Below are 16,750 nucleotides of genomic sequence, written 5' to 3'. Positions count from 1 at the left end.
ACTTGCGCTTAATTAAAGTGCTAAGTACGTTTATTGGGATGGTGAGTAGCTAGGATAGCCAATAAAAAACCAGCCTACGGCTGGTTTTTGATGTATTTAGTGTTAGCTCATATAGACTATATTATCTATTGAAGCGTGTTGGGATTAGTCTTAACGCCAAGCCTTAAAGGTATTAATTAAACCATTTGTTGAACTATCATGGCTATCAACTGATTGATCATCATTTAGTTCAGGTAGAATTTGATTTGCTAATTGCTTACCTAACTCTACACCCCATTGGTCAAAGCTAAAGATATTCCAGATAATACCCTGTGTGAAGATCTTATGTTCATACATCGCTAACAACGAGCCAAGTGTTTTAGGTGTGAGCTGTTTGAATAAAATAGAGTTTGTTGGGTTATTACCTGTAAACGTTTTAAATTCAGCTAATGCAGCAATATCTAGTTTTGACATGCCAGAGTGAGTGAGTTCATCAATCACCGTTTGTTTTGTTTTACCAAATGCTAACGCTTCTGTTTGTGCAAAGAAGTTAGACATTAATTTAGCGTGATGATCGGAAATTTTATTATGTGATTGAACTGGTGCAATAAAGTCACAAGGGATCAGCTTGGTACCTTGATGGATTAATTGATAAAAAGCATGCTGACCGTTCGTGCCTGGTTCACCCCAGATAATAGGACCTGTTTGATAATCTACTGCATTACCGTCACGATCAACACTCTTACCATTTGATTCCATATTACCTTGTTGGAAATAAGCTGCAAAACGATGCATATATTGATCGTAAGGTAAAATAGCTTCGCTTTCAGCACCAAAGAAGTTGTTATACCAAATGCCTATTAATGCTAGGATTACTGGAATATTATCTTCTAGTGGTGTTTCAACAAAGTGCTTATCCATATCGTGTGCACCGCTAAGTAACTCTTCGAAATTGTCAAAGCCAATACTCAATGCGATAGATAAACCAACTGCTGACCAAAGTGAGTAGCGACCGCCAACCCAATCCCAAAATTCAAACATGTTCTTAGTGTCAATTCCGAAAGCTTGAACACCGGTTGCATTCGTTGATAGTGCTGCAAAGTGAGACGCAACATATTCTTCATTTTCAGCACTTGCTAAGAACCATGATCTTGCACTGTGTGCATTAGTCATTGTTTCTTGTGTTGTGAAGGTCTTCGATGCAATAAGAAAGAGAGTTGTTTCTGGATTTAAATTTTTGAGTGTTTCGGCGATATGAGTACCGTCGACATTAGAAACAAAATACATATTTAAATGATTTTTGTAAGGTCGTAAGGCCTCGGTAACCATGTAAGGACCTAAGTCAGAACCACCAATACCTATATTTACAATATCGGTAATTGCTTTACCGGTATAACCTTTCCAATTACCACTAATTATTTCATGACAGAAGGTTTTCATTTGCGCTAATACGGCATTGACTGCTGGCATCACATCTTTACCACCAACCATTACAGGTGTATTACTGCGATTTCTCAGTGCGGTATGTAATACAGCTCTTTTTTCGGTTTGGTTGATTTGCTCACCTGAAATCATTGCTGTAATTGCTGAAGGTAAATCAACTTCACGAGCAAGTGCCGTCAATTTTTTTAGTGTGCACTGTGTAATGATATTTTTAGAGAAATCACATAAAATATCATTGTTAAACAGCTTGGAGAACTGCTCAAATCTATTGGTATCATCAGCAAATAAATTGCCGATATTAGTTTTCTGCATGTCTGAGTAGTGTGCTGTTAAATCTTGCCAAGCATTCGTTTTTGTTGGGTTCATGATGTTATTTTTCACTTTTAACTAAATGGAATGTGGTAATTAATCTACATATCGAGCTGGTAAAGCGATTTAAAGGTGACTTAATCTGATGTAGCTTAACTATGTAAGTAATTTTATTACATAATAGCTATTATTCATAAAAAAAATATTGTTAATGTTAGGCTTATCGCGTTTTTACTGCATGTTACACCTTGTTACAAAATATTTAAGGGAAAATGGCTTAATATGAGTATTGACCTTACACTAAGGGTAAAGGTTATATTTTACGCATATTATCATTAATAAGGTTTTTCGTTATGTCTAAAACACTTTCAATTGGTATCGAAGGCATGTCATGTGCCGGTTGTGCATCCAAATTAGAATCAGCTTTAAATTCTGAAAATGGTATTGAGGCTCGAGTTAATTTTGCACTTAACACTGCTCAAGTAAATATAGCTGATATTACGTCAAGCCATGCAGTAAAAGCTGTTTTAGATGATAAGAATTATACTTACCACACTGAAGAATTATCACTTTCTATTAGTGGTTGGTCTTGTGCTAACTGCGCGGCTAAAACAGTATCTAAATTATTAATGAATGAAGATATATTAACTGTGGAAGCAAATTTTGCGAGCGAAAAAATTACTTTAACGTATTTTTCTGGCGGTGTTGTCCCTGCAGATATTATGAATGTGATCATTAACCTTGGTTACCAAGCGACGGTTAATCAAGGGAGTGTGGTATCACAAACAGAAAACCTCTTAGCTCGAGCTGCTGAATTAAAAAGACAAAATAAACAGCAGCTATTATTTGTGATTATTTCTGCATTTTTAACATTACCCTTACTTGCTGGTATGTTAACGATGTTTATTGATGATATTAGCCTTATGGTTCCTGTATGGCTGCAATTATCTTTAGCTACTCCAGTTCAATTTATTATCGGTCGCCGATATTATCTAGGGGCATATAAATCATTAAAGAATAGTGCTGCCAATATGGATGTTCTTGTCGCTACTGGTACTAGTGCTGCTTATTTCTATAGTTTGTATTTATTTTTAACGTTTGGTGAGGCTGTACAAGGTCTGGTGTATTTTGAAGCCAGTGCCGTCGTGATCACTTTAATATCGTTAGGTAAATATTTAGAAGAGAATGCCAAACAAAGTACATCTTCGGCTATCTATGAATTGATGATGTTGAGACCGGAAGTTGCGCATGTCAAGCGTGCTGGAGAGTGGCTAACGTTACCGATTGAAGAAGTTGTTATCGGTGATGAAGTCCGGGTACTTGCAGGTGAAAAAGTGCCGGTAGATGGCATCATTATTGACGGTAAAAGTGAATTAGATGAATCGATGATCACAGGGGAGAGTTTACCCGTTGTGAAGAATATTGGAGAAGCACTTATTGGTGGTTCTATTAATGGTACTGGTGTTTTATTGCTACGGGTTAATGCGGTAGGTAAAGATTCGAGTTTAAATAAAATTATATCTCTTGTCGAAACAGCACAAATGGCTAAAGCACCTTTTCAGCAACTCGTTGATAAAATAAGTAATATTTTTGTGCCCGTTGTCTTAGTTATTGCAACATTAACGTTTTTGGTCTGGTATTTAGGCTTTGGTGATTTTGAAAATGGCCTTATTGCTGCTGTTGCGGTCTTGGTTATTGCTTGCCCTTGCGCCTTAGGGCTTGCTACTCCAGCGGCTCTCGTGACGGGAACTGGTGCTGCCGCGCGACAAGGTATTTTAATTAAAGATATTGATACGCTTCAGAAAGCGCATAAAATTACCGATGTAATGTTAGATAAAACGGGTACTTTAACGCAAGGCAAACCTCAAGTTATCGCTGTCCATAGTTTTGAGTATGATACAGACACCTTAATTCGCAGTGCTGCCGCGGTTCAAGAATTTAGTGAGCATCCTCTAGCAAAATCGATCATTAGTTATGCTAAAGATAAACAGCTTAAATTATTAGCCGCTTCGCAAGTTGAAACCATTATCGGCTATGGTATTAAAGGGAATATTGCTGAAGAAAATATTTTTATCGGTAATAAAGAATTGATGCTTGCTGAGAATATTGATACTCAAGATGGCGACTCGTTACTTGCTAAATCTCGTGGGCATGTCGGTTCACAAATGTGGGTCGCAATAAATGGCCACCTTGTCGGACTATTTATCATTGCAGATACCTTACGTGCAGAAAGTCGTGCTGCAATTAAATTATTGCAAAGAGATAGTATAGATACAACGATACTTAGTGGTGATAACGAGATCGCGGTAGAAACAATAGCGCAAGCATTACACGTTGATAACTATTACGCACATGTTAAACCTGAGCATAAATCGAATTATATTAAAGATAGACAACAGCTTGGAAAGTTTGTCGCTATGGTTGGTGATGGTATAAATGATGCGCCTGCATTAGCACAGGCTGATATTAGTATTGCAATGGGCTCTGGCTCGGATGTAGCGATGGAAACGGCTAACATTACCTTATTAAGAAATGATCCTCGTCTAGTATCTGCTGCAATGGATGTCTCTAAATTAACGTGGCGTAAGATCCAGCAAAACTTATTTTGGGCATTTATTTTTAATGTTATTGGACTACCACTTGCTGCGATGGGTTATTTAAGCCCTGAATTAGCGGGAGCCGCGATGGCGTTTAGCAGCATTGCAGTATTGTCTAATTCATTATTGATTAAGCGCTGGAAACCTAAGTTTTAGAATCATAAGTGCTTGTCGTATTGTGAGTACGTAGGCTGAGATCCTTAAAATAACAAAGTAATAGGTCAAATGATGAAAAATATTAGTTCAGTAGCGAAAGACGTTGGTCTATCGACAAAAACGATACGTTATTATGAAAGTATATCTTTAACTTCAGAACCGATACGCGGTGATAATGGTTACCGATATTATAACCAACGTATCATTGATGAGTTGAGTTTTGTTAAACGAGCGCGTGATGCCGGGTTTAACCTTGAAGAATGTAAAGAACTCGTTCATCTCTATAACAGTGAAGAACGCACTGCTGCTCAGGTAAAAGCGCTGACATTAGAAAAAATTGCTGATATTGAATCCCGCATTGCAATATTACAGGGGATGCACAGTACGTTATTATCATTAGCTTCTTCTTGTAAGGGTGATGATTCTTCACAGTGCGCTATTTTAGATCAGCTTTCTGTTGAATAAATATCACTGCAGCTGACTTTACAGTAAACTAGGCATTAAATAACACGACAAAAAATTTGTGAAATAAAAGGTTTTATATGACTGAATCAGCGTTATCACGTGAAGACGAAATATTATTATCAGATTGGTTATCTGGAGATGAAACACCAAAAGAAACTTTATCACTGGTTGCGATGAAAGGTTTTTTCTTTGGTTTAGTGGCAGCTCCTGCGCCTGTAGAAACTGAAGATTGGATGGATATGATCTTTGGTGGTGCTGCACCAGGTAATATTTCTGACGATAAATTATTCGCTATTATCTCTGTTTATAATGAGATCAGCGAGCAAGTTTATGACTCTGGCGCTCTATTACCTGCAGAATGCATTGAAACTGCAAATTTTTCTGATAACTTTAAATCTGGTGAAGCGTTAAATGATTGGTCAATTGGTTTTGCGATTGGCGCTGCTTTTTATTATGAAAGCTTAGTTAACTCATTAGAAGATCACAGCGAGATTAGCCAAGCGCTACAAATGGCATACTTGTGTTTAAGTTATTTTTCTTGTGCAGGCACAGCACAACAAATTGCAGACTTGCAGCAAACTGAGTGGGAAGCATTTACTCAGACTGTATTAGACATGATGCCTGATTTTATTATTGCTTATGCTGAAGTGATTGAACAAGCCGCATTAGCAAGTGGTAATTATGATGATGACGACTGGGAAGATAGTGAACTTGATGATTAATTAATCATTAGTCACTCATTTAACGATGAAACATCTGGTTTGTTAGAATGTCTTTGCCTTTTGTTTCGGGATCTGGATGATAGTTCAGATCTTTAAAGTTAACATTGGCGAATATATGTCTATATCTATCGAAGAAAAGTTAAAACGTGCAGAAACTAGAGTATGTAAAGCGGTGTTCCCATCTACGGTTAATCATCATGATACCCTGTTTGGCGGGCAAGCCTTATCTTGGATGGATGAAACAGCTTTTATTGCCGCTACTCGGTTTTGTCATAAAGCCTTAGTGACAGTGTCTTCGGATCGAATTGATTTTAGTCACCCAATACCGGCTGGCTCTATCGTTGAATTAGTTGGCACTATCGATAAAGTTGGGCGTACTTCAATCCGAGTTAAAGTGGATATATTTGTTGAATCAATGAGCCAAGAAGGTCGTACCAAAGCTATTTCTGGTATGTTCAGTTTAGTGGCTGTCGATGAGAATAGAAAACCTACGCCGCTCATAGATGAATCTAGCGTTTAATTAAGAAACTACTTATTTTTTAAACACTGCTGTAACGGTCATATATTTATTATGCGCTAGACATGTTGCAGCGGTCACTCATTTATTGCTCGAATTTAGTTCTGCGCCAAGTGGGATAAGTCCACTTATTACAGCTCTAATAACCTACTTCCAAGTTTTATTACCTAGTACAAAACATTTTCTCTGATCTTTCTGTAAATCAAAACTGCAACAGCTATGAACGTGTCATCCCGATATTATATATCCGTCACAGTTAGGAGCCTCATGTCGAAACAAGCAAATAAAATACCGACCAATATTATTACTGGTTTTCTTGGTGTGGGTAAAACCACGGCCATTCAGCAATTGCTTAAACAGAAGCCAGCAGATGAAACGTGGGGGATCTTAGTCAATGAATTTGGTCAAATTGGCATTGATGGCACTCTATTGTCTGCTTTTACTGATACCTTAACTGATCAAGCACAGCGTATTATCGTCAAAGAAGTACCTGGGGGCTGTCTATGCTGTGTTGCGGGGTTACCCATGAAGATGGGGTTAAATATGTTGATCAGCAAGGCTAAACCAGATCGTATTTTAATCGAACCCACAGGCCTGGGGCATTTACAGCAAGTGATTAAAGACTTGTCCGGTGAGTTTTATTGTGACGTGTTAGCGCTTAATGCAACTATATGCTTAGTTGATCCGAGCCATCTTAATGATGCTAAATACGTTGAAAATAATCACTTTCAAGATCAAATTAGTTTGGCTGATGTACTTGTCGCGAATAAAACTGAACACTTAAATAAAGCAGATAAAGTACGTTTCATGGACTTTAGTCATCAATTGTCTCCTGCTAAACAATCAGTATTATGGACACATCATGGTGATTTTTCCATTGATATGCTTACATTATCACTTGATGAGCAACGCCGTTCTCAACATTTATCCGCACATCTAAAACACAGTCATGGCCACCATCATCAACAAGCACTGGTCGAATTAGTTATTGATCCGCGTTTTGAACGCAATCATGGGAGTGGGCAAGGGTTATTTAGTTATGGCTGGATCTTTAATCAGCATCAGACATTCAATTTAATGGCGCTTGCTACACAGTTAGAGCCTTTAGAAGTTGTCCGCTTGAAAGCCGCGATCAAGACCGAGCAAGGTTGTTTTGCGATAAACAGTATTAATGGTGAATGTGATTTCATGCCGATAAGTGAATTAGAGACGAGTAAAATCGAAATAATCAGTATGATCGAGTTACCTTGGCAACAATTAGAAGAGGCATTATGTGATTCTCTGCTCCCAAAATAAATCATGGCATATGAATTCTAAATTGTATTTTTAAAACCAGATTGGTTAGATATAGCTTAATTACTGAATATCTTAGCTATACATTGCTATGTACTAGGGTATTTATAGCAACAAAACAATCATTGACTGCACCTTTTTACGTATACTCTAAGTATAACTTTAGATAATTAAATACTTGGTGTCGATGATGGATTATAAACAAATTAAATCTTTATTACGTATGCGACTTGGATACAGCAATTAAGCCTTGAATGTGGTGCTTAGTTGCTGATTTTACCACGCGCGATAACCGCTAATTCATCATTGATGATGTGATTGTAAATACGTAAAAGGATCTTAATATGACAGCATTTAATCACACTAAGTACCAAGCTTTTCCTATCCTAAAAATGCCTAATCGACAATGGCCAAATAACAGTATTACCCAAGCACCACTGTGGTGTAGCGTAGATTTACGTGATGGTAACCAAGCCCTTGTCGAACCGATGACTGTTGCCCAAAAACGTCGTTATTACCAATTATTATTAGCGATGGGCTTTAAACAAATTGAAGTTGGCTTTCCTGCAGCATCGAAAATGGATTTTGATTTTGTTCGCTGGTTAATTGAAGAAAATAAAATCCCTGATGATGTCACTATTCAAGTTTTAACCCAAGCCCGTGAGAGTCTTATTGAACAGACATTCGCGGCGTTAAAAGGTGTTAAACAAGCCATTATTCATGTTTATAATTCAACATCGACAGTACAACGAGAATTGGTTTTTCAAAAAGATCGTCAAGGTATTATTGATATTGCCGTACAAGGGGCAACTTGGGTGAAGCAGCATGCAGACGCAAACTCTGGTCCGCAATGGCAGTTTGAGTATTCTCCTGAGAGTTTCTCTGGCACTGAGTTGGATTTTGCCGTTGATATCTGTGATGCGGTGAATGCCGTTTGGCAACCAACGCCAGAAAATCCGGTGATCATTAATTTACCCGCCACCGTCGAGATGTCGACTCCAAATGTGTTTGCAGATCAAGTTGAATGGTTTTGTGGGCAGGTGAAAAATAGAGAGGCTATTACAGTCAGTGTGCATACGCATAACGATCGCGGTTGTGCTGTGGCGGCTGCTGAATTAGCTGTGATGGCTGGAGCGGATCGCGTCGAAGGCACTTTACTTGGTAATGGTGAGCGTACCGGTAATATGGATATTATCACCATGGCGATGAACCTTTATAGTCAAGGTGTCGATCCTGAACTTCAGCTTGGTGATATTGATAATATTATTAGTACTATTTCTGAGTGTACCCAGTTACCTGTTCATCCCCGTCATCCCTATGTTGGCGAATTAGTCTATACCGCTTTTTCAGGTAGTCATCAGGATGCCATCAAGAAATGCTTAGATCGACGATCACCTGAAAGTACTTGGAATGTCGCTTATTTGCCTATTGACCCAACCGATTTAAACCGTACATTAAAACATGTGATTCGTGTAAATAGTCAATCTGGTAAAGGTGGGATTGCCTACCTACTTGAACAGGAATATGGCGCGCAGTTACCACGTTGGTTACAAATAGATTTTTCTGCTGTTGTACAACAGCAATCTGAAGCGACTGCGAGTGAGTTAATGGTCCCACAAATATGGCAGCTATTTAAGTCGACTTATGCTCACCCTAATCAGTCATATCAATTAGCCGATTACACTGTTAGCCATGGTGATATTGATAACATACAAGCGCGTTTGGCAGATGGTGATCGCAGCATTAGCGTTATAGGTGAAGGACATGGTGCCTTAACTGCCTTTATCGAAGCACTAAAGCAGCATTTTAATCTTGAGTTTGAAGTGGTTGATTTTAGTGAACACGCATTAAGTAAAGGTACTGATGCAAATGCCATTGCTTATCTGAAAATTAAGACGGCAACGGAATCCGTTATCGGTGTTGCGATCCATAATGATATTTTAACTGCGTCATTGACGGCGTTATTAAATGCAGTCAATCAATTAGAGTCGATTAAAAATCTTGCTGTAGCCTAATAAAACGGGGCATACATAGTGCCCCGTTTTATTAACTTATTTCACAAATATCAACAGCCCTAGAGCCTAAAGTTTTACCGCCTTTACCTTGATAAATAAACTTCACGCCGATGTTATCCTCATGCGCCAAACGATAAATGTTACTGGTTTTCTCTTCACATAAACTACGATGAGTTTGTTTCTCTATATGTGCTTGTTGCCAGACTTCGACATTCACACTTTATTGGTCGTGTCATTTGACGGCCGATGATACAGACGTTTTAGCCATGTAACTAAGCGTCCGAAATCTTCTAATAATAGATAATTAATTGGCACGATAAATAAAGTTATCACAGTGGCAAAGATGATCCCGAACCCTAATGATATCGCCATTGGGATAAGGAATTGTGCCTGAATACTGGTTTCAAATAGTAGCGGCATTAAGCCTACAAAGGTCGTAATTGAAGTTAACATTACAGCTCTAAAGCGTGCCACGCCTGAGTTTCTTACTGCTTCTTGAAGCGGTACTCCGTCTGCACGCTGCTTATTAATATGGTCGACTAATACTAAGGAATCATTCACGACCACTCCCGTTAATGCCAGCATGCCGAGAATACTCATTAATGTCAGTGGATTACCCATGATGATATGGCCTAAGATAGCGCCTATTGCCCCGAAGGGGATCACTGACATGACAATGAGTGGCTGGGTATACGAGCGAAATGGGATCGCAAGTAAGGCGTAAATGGTAAATAACACAAAAACGAGTCCGAGTTTTAAGCTAGAGAAAGATTCATCTTGTTCTTTAGCTTCTCCCTCAAGCGAATAGCTGACGCTAGGATATTGCTGCATGACTTGGTCTAGATAGTGAGTTAGGTCTTGTTTTAATATGCCGAGGTTACCTGTTTCTTTGTTCAAATCGGCAGTGATATTAAGTGTACGTTGTCTATCGATACGAATAATTGTTGATGGACTCGTGCCGACGGTTACTTCCGCTACTTCCAGGAAAGGGATCTCGTCACCTGCTGGGGTTCTTATCATCATGTTATTTAAATTATAAATAGACTGACGCTCATTTTCCGGATAGCGAATAAATACTTTTACGTCATCTTTACCCCGTTGTATCCGCTGTACTTGTTCGCCATAAAAAGCTTGCCTTACCTGCTGGGCTAAATTTGATAAACTGAGTCCTAATGCTTCCGCTTCAGGCTTTATCGTTAGCTGTAATTCTGTTTTACCTTTAGAAATACTGTCTTCAATATCAAACACAGAGGGATAATCAGCGAGTTTATGTTTTATCTTATCTGCGACTATGCGTAAAGAGTCATAGCTGTGGGCGGTTAATTGTATATCTAAAGGTGAGCCGCTGTGACCCGTTTCTGCTTTAAATGTCAAACTTTGGGCACCGGGTACTAAGCCAATTAATACGCGCCATTCTTTAACGAGGGCTGACACACTAATATCAATAACCCGTTCTTCTTCTGCTTGTATTTGGAAAATCACACGGCCGCGATGTGATTGACCTGAACTGTTGCCACCGCTAGAGCCTACTGTGGCAAAGATATCTTTGATAACACTTTCATTGGTTGCCGTGTCGGTATATTTTTTCTGTAGTAATAAGGCGGAGTCCAACATTTTTTTTACGTATTTATCTGTTATCGCAATATCCGTTCCTGTCGGCATAGCAATAACGCCTTTTGCTATTTCGCTGGGAATACGTGGGAAAAAGATAAAGCGCACCCAACCCGATGAAACCAATGTTAAGACGATGAGCATGACTGAAAACGCCATGGTTAATGATAAATAACGGCGTGCTAATACGGCCGATAACGCCGGTCTATAATAGCGAATTATCGCTTTTTCAAAACTATTCGCGAAACTTTCCTGCCAGCGCAGGAAGTGATTTTGGTTACTACCGTGGATTCGGATATGCTTTAAATGCGCAGGTAAAATGAGTTTTGATTCGATTAAAGAAAACAATAATACAGGAATGACAATGGCGGGTATTTGCGCAAAAATTTCGCCCCGAGCACCTTCAATTAAAGTGAGTGGGATAAAGGCCGCTATGGTTGTTAAAATACCGAAAGTAACGGGTTTCGATACTTCTTGTGTACCTATGATAGCTGCTCTTTCTGGCGGCTCTCCACGTTTTAGATGAGTATAAACATTTTCTCCAGTGACAATGGCGTCGTCCACTAAAATACCCAACACCATAATAAAAGCGAATAATGAAATAATGTTGATGGAAATGTCCATTTCTGGCATAAAGATCGCGCCACCCATGAAGCTGACTGGGATTCCAACGGTTACCCAGAACGCGATAGCAGGGCGTAAAAACAAAGTGAGCATTATCGCGACTAAGATACCACCTTGGATCGCACTGGTACTCAGGGTGTTAATGCGTGATTTTACGATCTTAGAATCATCACGCCAATAATCGAGTTTTACTCCGTCAGGCATTAACGCTTGTTGCTCTAGAATAAATGCTTTGACGGTATCGGCAATCGTGATCGCACTTTGTGACCCTACGCGATAAACCTCAATGATCACGGCCGGTTTACCATTAAAGCGGGTGATGATTGGCGTTTCTTCAAAGTCATCTTTGATGTTGGCGATATCTCTTAACATCAGACGCGTACCGTCAGCATGACTACGGATGATTATGTTAGCGTATTCACTACCGACATAAGCCTGTCCTTTACTACGCAATAAGATCTCACCCGAAGGGGTTTTAATACTCCCCCCGCTGAGGTCAACGGAGTTTGCATTAATAGCAGTCGCTATTTCATCCATAGTTAGATTGTATTGACGTAAGGTTTGCTCTGATACTTCGATAGATATTTCATAAGGACGAACGGATTCAAGCGTGACTTGGGTGATGCTGTTCTCACTCAGTAATAGATCTCGGGTCTGCTCGCCAAGTCGGCGTAATTCTTTTTCAGCCAGTTCGCCTGAAATCATCACACTGATCACTTCTCTGCTGGATGTCGGCTGACTAATAATCGGCTTTTCGGCGCTTGAAGGTAACGTATTAAGCGCATCAACCCTATTCTTGATTTCATCTTTTAATCGATATTGATCATATTTCGCATCCACTTCCACACTGACTGTTGCACTGCCTTCAGTCGATCTTGAGGTTATTTTATCGATACCCTCAATATCTAGAATAGCTTCTTCAATCGGGATCGCTAAGCTTTCCTCTGCTTCATCAGGGGTTGCACCGGGCAAAGCGATCGTTATATTAATGACATCGATGGTGACATCTGGAAATACTTCTAAATTAACCCGATATTTGAGGGTGAAAAAACCGGCGCCAAGGATGAGAACCATGAGTAAATTGGCGGCAACGTGATTACGGGTAAACCAAGCAATTAAATTATGCATCGATTAGTTACCTTGATCTATATTATTTAGCGATGTGGTTAACTGCGCTTTGCTACCCGATACCACAGAGCTTAACGGCGTGGTTACCAGGAGTTCTCCCGAATGAATACCAACATCGACGATAGTATTGCGGCTATCACGCCAGATGACATTTATATCTTTACGCCGGAGTAAACCATCTTTAAATATAATGACTTGATCCCCCTCATACACATTAGCTGTTGGTAGAATAAATATATTGCTGAGGACGTTACCTGTAATTTCGGCGCTAACAAACTGGCCTATTTTTAATGCGGGTTTATTACTGTTATTACGACCGTAAGGATTTTCTATTGTGGCAACAGTATAAAGCTGGCGACTTTTCGGGTCTAAAGCACCCTCTGTTCGGGTTAATTTACCTGACCAGTTATAGCGCTGACTGCCGAATTGAGCAGTAATATTGACCGGAGGGTAGTATGAACGACTAGCTTGTTTAAATTGTTCTGGCAGTTGGATATAGTTTTGTTGTTGGTTATTGAGCGGCAGGCGAACTTCAACTTGATCGGTGGCATAAATATCCGCTAATGCGCTACCTACTGTAACAAATTGACCAATATCGACGTTTTTAGTTAATACCCGCCCAGCGTAAGGCGCTACAATTTGAGTTCGTTGCAAATTGAGTTGCGCTTGTTCTAGCTGTGCTTGTACTGAGGCAAGTGCTGCATTTGCAGATGCGAGTTGTGGTTTTCTTAATACTAGCTCGTTAGGCTGCCCTTCGCGTCCAAGGCGTTGCCAGTCCCGCTGTGCTTGCTTACTTTTAGCGCGCTCTTCGGTGACGTCTAATTTAGCTTTAATTAACGCTGCGGAGGCTATTTTTACTGCAATGATATAATCGCGATCATCGACTGAGAGTAAGACATCACCAGCATTAAAAAAACCACCAGAAATAAATGCCGATGATACCCGAGTGACAGTACCTGATACTTGGCTGGCAATACTCGCTTGGCTACGCGGTTGAATAATGCCGTTCGTCTTCACCATTATAGGAAAATCACTGTGTTTAATGGTCATTACTTCAACGGTTAATAGGTTTCCTTGCGCTTGTTTTCTTTTTTCTGATGTTGGGCTAGTGGAGGTGATAACGCGTACGATTAACACGGTTATCACTATAACTAGTATTGGTAGTAGATAACGAAAAATTGTTTCAAATCTGCTTAATGGCTTATTCGTTGACACGTGATAGGTCCTTTTCTGTGATAACCGTCAGCTCGGTTGGCATACCTCCGCCCAGTGCGAGTAATAATTTGATTCGATTTTGAATTCGGGTATTTTTTATCGTAAGTAATGAGGTTTGTGCATCAAAGGCACTGCGCTGTGACTCCAGCACTGTTATGTAATCCGTTAACCCTGCAATATATTGTTCAAATGCAAGTTGTTCAGCGACACTAAAATAGTATTCCGCGTTTTGTTGTAGTAACTCTCTATTGGCGAGAGTCACTTCTGCTGCAAGCGTCGTTTCAACTTCACTAAACGCTTGTAAGGTAACTTTAGTAACAGATATTGCGGCTTGCTGTGTCTTCGCTATTTGCTGTGCTTGTTTTGCTGTTAATGTGCCAGCATCAAAGATGGAGGTTGATGCATTAGCAAAGAATGACCATATCAAACTGTCTGGTTGCAGTAGGTTACTTAATTCAGGGCTACTAGTACCGCCTGATAACGACAATGATAAACTTGGAAATCTATTTTTATAAGCATGGGCAACACGGTAATTCTCTGCGGTAAGTGCCAACATTGCTTGTTGAATATCGAAGCGCCGCTGAATTAATTCGGAGGGTAAACCTGACGGTACGGGCATGGCTGCAAATGTTAAATCACCATCTGCGTGAATACTTGCTGCAGGATAGCGGCCTAATGATAATTCTAATTGCCGTTGGGTATTTTTTAATGTTTGTAAATTTTCTTGTTTGGATGCTTGCGCTCTGGCTAAATCGGCACGGGCTAGATAAACGTCGAGAGATTGTTTTACGCCTTGATCGTAGCCATTTTCAATAATATCTAAATTATTCTGTAAATTTTGTTGGCGTTTATTTATTAATGCAAATTGCTGTTGATAGAAAATAAGATCAAACCATTGCTGACTGATGAGGGCAATGGTATTCGATTGCTGCTGCTTATAATTGAGGACGGCTTGTTTTGCATCCAATGTTACAGCCTTAGCGAGATCATTTAATTTTCCAAGGTAATCAAGTTCCCATCCGACATCAATATTAATTGAATTGCTACTACTGGTATCTTGACTATTAGCCTGACGTCCGCTGGCAAGGTAGGAATCAATTTTAGGTAACTGTCCGGCATCAGTTTGTTTCACTAAGGCGACTGCTGTATCTATATTATAGCGTTCGGAAATGAGTTGGGGGTTGTAAGCTAGCGCTTCTTGTATATACCCAGTCAACTGTGGATAGGCTGTGATACCTTGCCAGGTTGTTTTGAGACCAGAGCTAAGGTGCACCGTACTCCATTCGGCTGGTGTCATTATCTTATTTGCTACGATCTCTGCTGGCGGGGTAAAAATACTACACCCTGATAAGTTAACGGCCAAAATGAAGTAGATTACTTTCCGCATGAAAAATAGTTCCTAATTTTAACGTCGTAAAGGGGTTCTGCTGGTAAACGCTATCATTTTTTTAGTTTGAGAATAAAGTTAATCGCCTTACCGAGTTGTTGGTAGCGTTGCAAATCGGCCTTGTCATATTTCGTCGATAAGTAAGTAATGTTGTTTCTGTTTTTTAAATAGCGAGAAATCTGTAAGCGATTGAAGTTACCAACCTTGTATAACATATCGAGTAAGGTACTAGCACTCTCATCATCAAGGCTTAATTTAATTGGATAGTCCACTTCTTTATAGTCAGTTTGCTGTAACGACACTTTTTTTATTAACTGTTTTTCTTCTAAATATTCCAACCATTGTTCGATAAATTGCGGTTTACAACCTGCAAGTAGGTTGAAAAAACCACCGCTGTCACTTTTACACTGGGTGAGCAACAGGCAAGCAAAGCTATCATCATTTGCGTTAAAGGTAACTTCGCCTGATTCTGTCCACAATAACGAGGCTACTTGGATGGTTGCTTGTTCTTGATTAAAACCTTCGCATTTGAAAATAAACATAATTAATTTAAATAAAGGAAAAATTAATTATACGCAATTTTACCCATAAAAGAATAATAGCTTAATGATGTTCTGTTAATTTATGCACTTGATCTAGGCATACTTGAAATAAATGCTGAGCGTGGATTGTGGTTTTATCCATTATCGTTAGTTCATCAATTAATACAGGTAATAGTGGCGGCGTCGTATATAGGCATAATGTGCTGGGTAATGATGTTGTAACGCGAGCTGAAAATACAAGGATATCAATTTTACTTGCTGTGACCGACTCAATTGAATGTAAGCAGTCATGTGGTAGCCATATCGATTGCGATTGATTAAGCGGGATTAGCGCTTTGCCTAGGCGAATATTAATTTCGCCATGACGTATAATCAGTAATTGTGCTTTGTGTTGTCGTTGACGCTTGGTTTTCGTTAATGCCTGCAGGCTGACACGGGTATATTCGATAGGTAAAGACATGATAATTTCACTATGAGCTATAAATGTAACTATTAAAATAATAGATATAGTCGGGGATAGCTATTGTACGCAAAGGTTGGATGTTATTTATTGAACAATATGGTCGTTGATATAATCTTTTTGATTGTTCTATGTACAGTCTTTAAGTCTGTTTTATTTTTCATTAAGAAACGCTTGCCATGTAGCGGTAGATCTCTATAATTCGACCTCACTGAAACGGCAATAGCCGCTAAGTAAAGGTGTTTGAAAATGGCTTAGGTTACTTTTTAAACGTCCTGATTAAAGCA

Annotated in this window: 13 protein-coding genes; 6 read left to right on the top strand and 7 right to left on the bottom strand. The window is 39.4% G+C overall.

What is annotated here, in order from left to right; genetic code table 11:
• Positions 1-150 precede the first annotated feature (150 nt).
• Positions 151-1,788, bottom strand: a complete 1,638-nt coding sequence (gene pgi, locus CXF93_RS02750; protein WP_101060865.1) for a glucose-6-phosphate isomerase — start codon at positions 1,786-1,788, stop codon at positions 151-153.
• 296 nt (positions 1,789-2,084) lie between these two features.
• On the opposite strand from pgi, the gene CXF93_RS02745 reads away from it, so the two are divergent.
• From CXF93_RS02745 to leuA, 6 genes are all read left to right on the top strand, one after another.
• Complete coding sequence (locus tag CXF93_RS02745; RefSeq protein ID WP_101060863.1) at positions 2,085-4,484, top strand: heavy metal translocating P-type ATPase; 2,400 nt, start codon at positions 2,085-2,087, stop codon at positions 4,482-4,484.
• A 69-nt stretch (positions 4,485-4,553) separates the two neighbouring features.
• Complete coding sequence (gene cueR / locus CXF93_RS02740) at positions 4,554-4,949, top strand: Cu(I)-responsive transcriptional regulator (RefSeq protein ID WP_232784083.1); 396 nt, start codon at positions 4,554-4,556, stop codon at positions 4,947-4,949.
• 77 nt (positions 4,950-5,026) lie between these two features.
• Complete coding sequence (locus CXF93_RS02735) at positions 5,027-5,671, top strand: UPF0149 family protein (protein WP_101060859.1); 645 nt, start codon at positions 5,027-5,029, stop codon at positions 5,669-5,671.
• A 115-nt stretch (positions 5,672-5,786) separates the two neighbouring features.
• A complete protein-coding gene (locus CXF93_RS02730) occupies positions 5,787-6,191 on the top strand; it encodes an acyl-CoA thioesterase (RefSeq protein ID WP_369832185.1) in 405 nt (134 codons plus the stop codon).
• 264 nt (positions 6,192-6,455) lie between these two features.
• Positions 6,456-7,484, top strand: coding sequence for a GTP-binding protein (locus CXF93_RS02725; RefSeq protein WP_101060855.1), 1,029 nt, complete (start codon positions 6,456-6,458; stop codon positions 7,482-7,484).
• 341 nt (positions 7,485-7,825) lie between these two features.
• Entirely contained in the window at positions 7,826-9,496 is a 1,671-nt protein-coding gene (gene leuA / locus CXF93_RS02720) for a 2-isopropylmalate synthase (protein WP_101060853.1), read from the top strand.
• Between the two features lie 31 nt (positions 9,497-9,527).
• On the opposite strand, the gene CXF93_RS02715 is transcribed toward leuA, so the two are convergent.
• The 6 genes from CXF93_RS02715 to CXF93_RS02690 form a co-directional block, all read right to left on the bottom strand.
• Positions 9,528-9,713 (bottom strand): hypothetical protein, encoded by a 186-nt coding sequence (locus tag CXF93_RS02715; protein ID WP_232784082.1) that lies wholly within the window; start codon positions 9,711-9,713, stop codon positions 9,528-9,530.
• Positions 9,710-12,859: an efflux RND transporter permease subunit gene (locus tag CXF93_RS02710; protein WP_101060851.1), complete on the bottom strand. Its 3,150-nt coding sequence runs from the start codon at positions 12,857-12,859 to the stop codon at positions 9,710-9,712. Before CXF93_RS02710 ends, CXF93_RS02715 begins: the two co-directional genes overlap by 4 nt.
• 3 nt (positions 12,860-12,862) lie before the next feature.
• Positions 12,863-13,996, bottom strand: coding sequence for an efflux RND transporter periplasmic adaptor subunit (locus CXF93_RS02705; RefSeq protein WP_232784081.1), 1,134 nt, complete (start codon positions 13,994-13,996; stop codon positions 12,863-12,865).
• 64 nt (positions 13,997-14,060) lie between these two features.
• Entirely contained in the window at positions 14,061-15,461 is a 1,401-nt protein-coding gene (locus CXF93_RS02700; protein ID WP_101060847.1) for a TolC family protein, read from the bottom strand.
• Positions 15,462-15,514: 53 nt separating this feature from the next.
• Positions 15,515-16,003: a hypothetical protein gene (locus tag CXF93_RS02695; protein WP_101060846.1), complete on the bottom strand. Its 489-nt coding sequence runs from the start codon at positions 16,001-16,003 to the stop codon at positions 15,515-15,517.
• 61 nt (positions 16,004-16,064) lie between these two features.
• Complete coding sequence (locus CXF93_RS02690) at positions 16,065-16,463, bottom strand: hypothetical protein (RefSeq protein ID WP_101060844.1); 399 nt, start codon at positions 16,461-16,463, stop codon at positions 16,065-16,067.
• Positions 16,464-16,750: the final 287 nt, after the last annotated feature.

It is taken from the genome of Moritella sp. Urea-trap-13, from assembly GCF_002836355.1.
Classification (GTDB): Bacteria; Pseudomonadota; Gammaproteobacteria; order Enterobacterales; family Moritellaceae; genus Moritella.
This window is presented reverse-complemented; position numbering and strand designations above follow the sequence as displayed.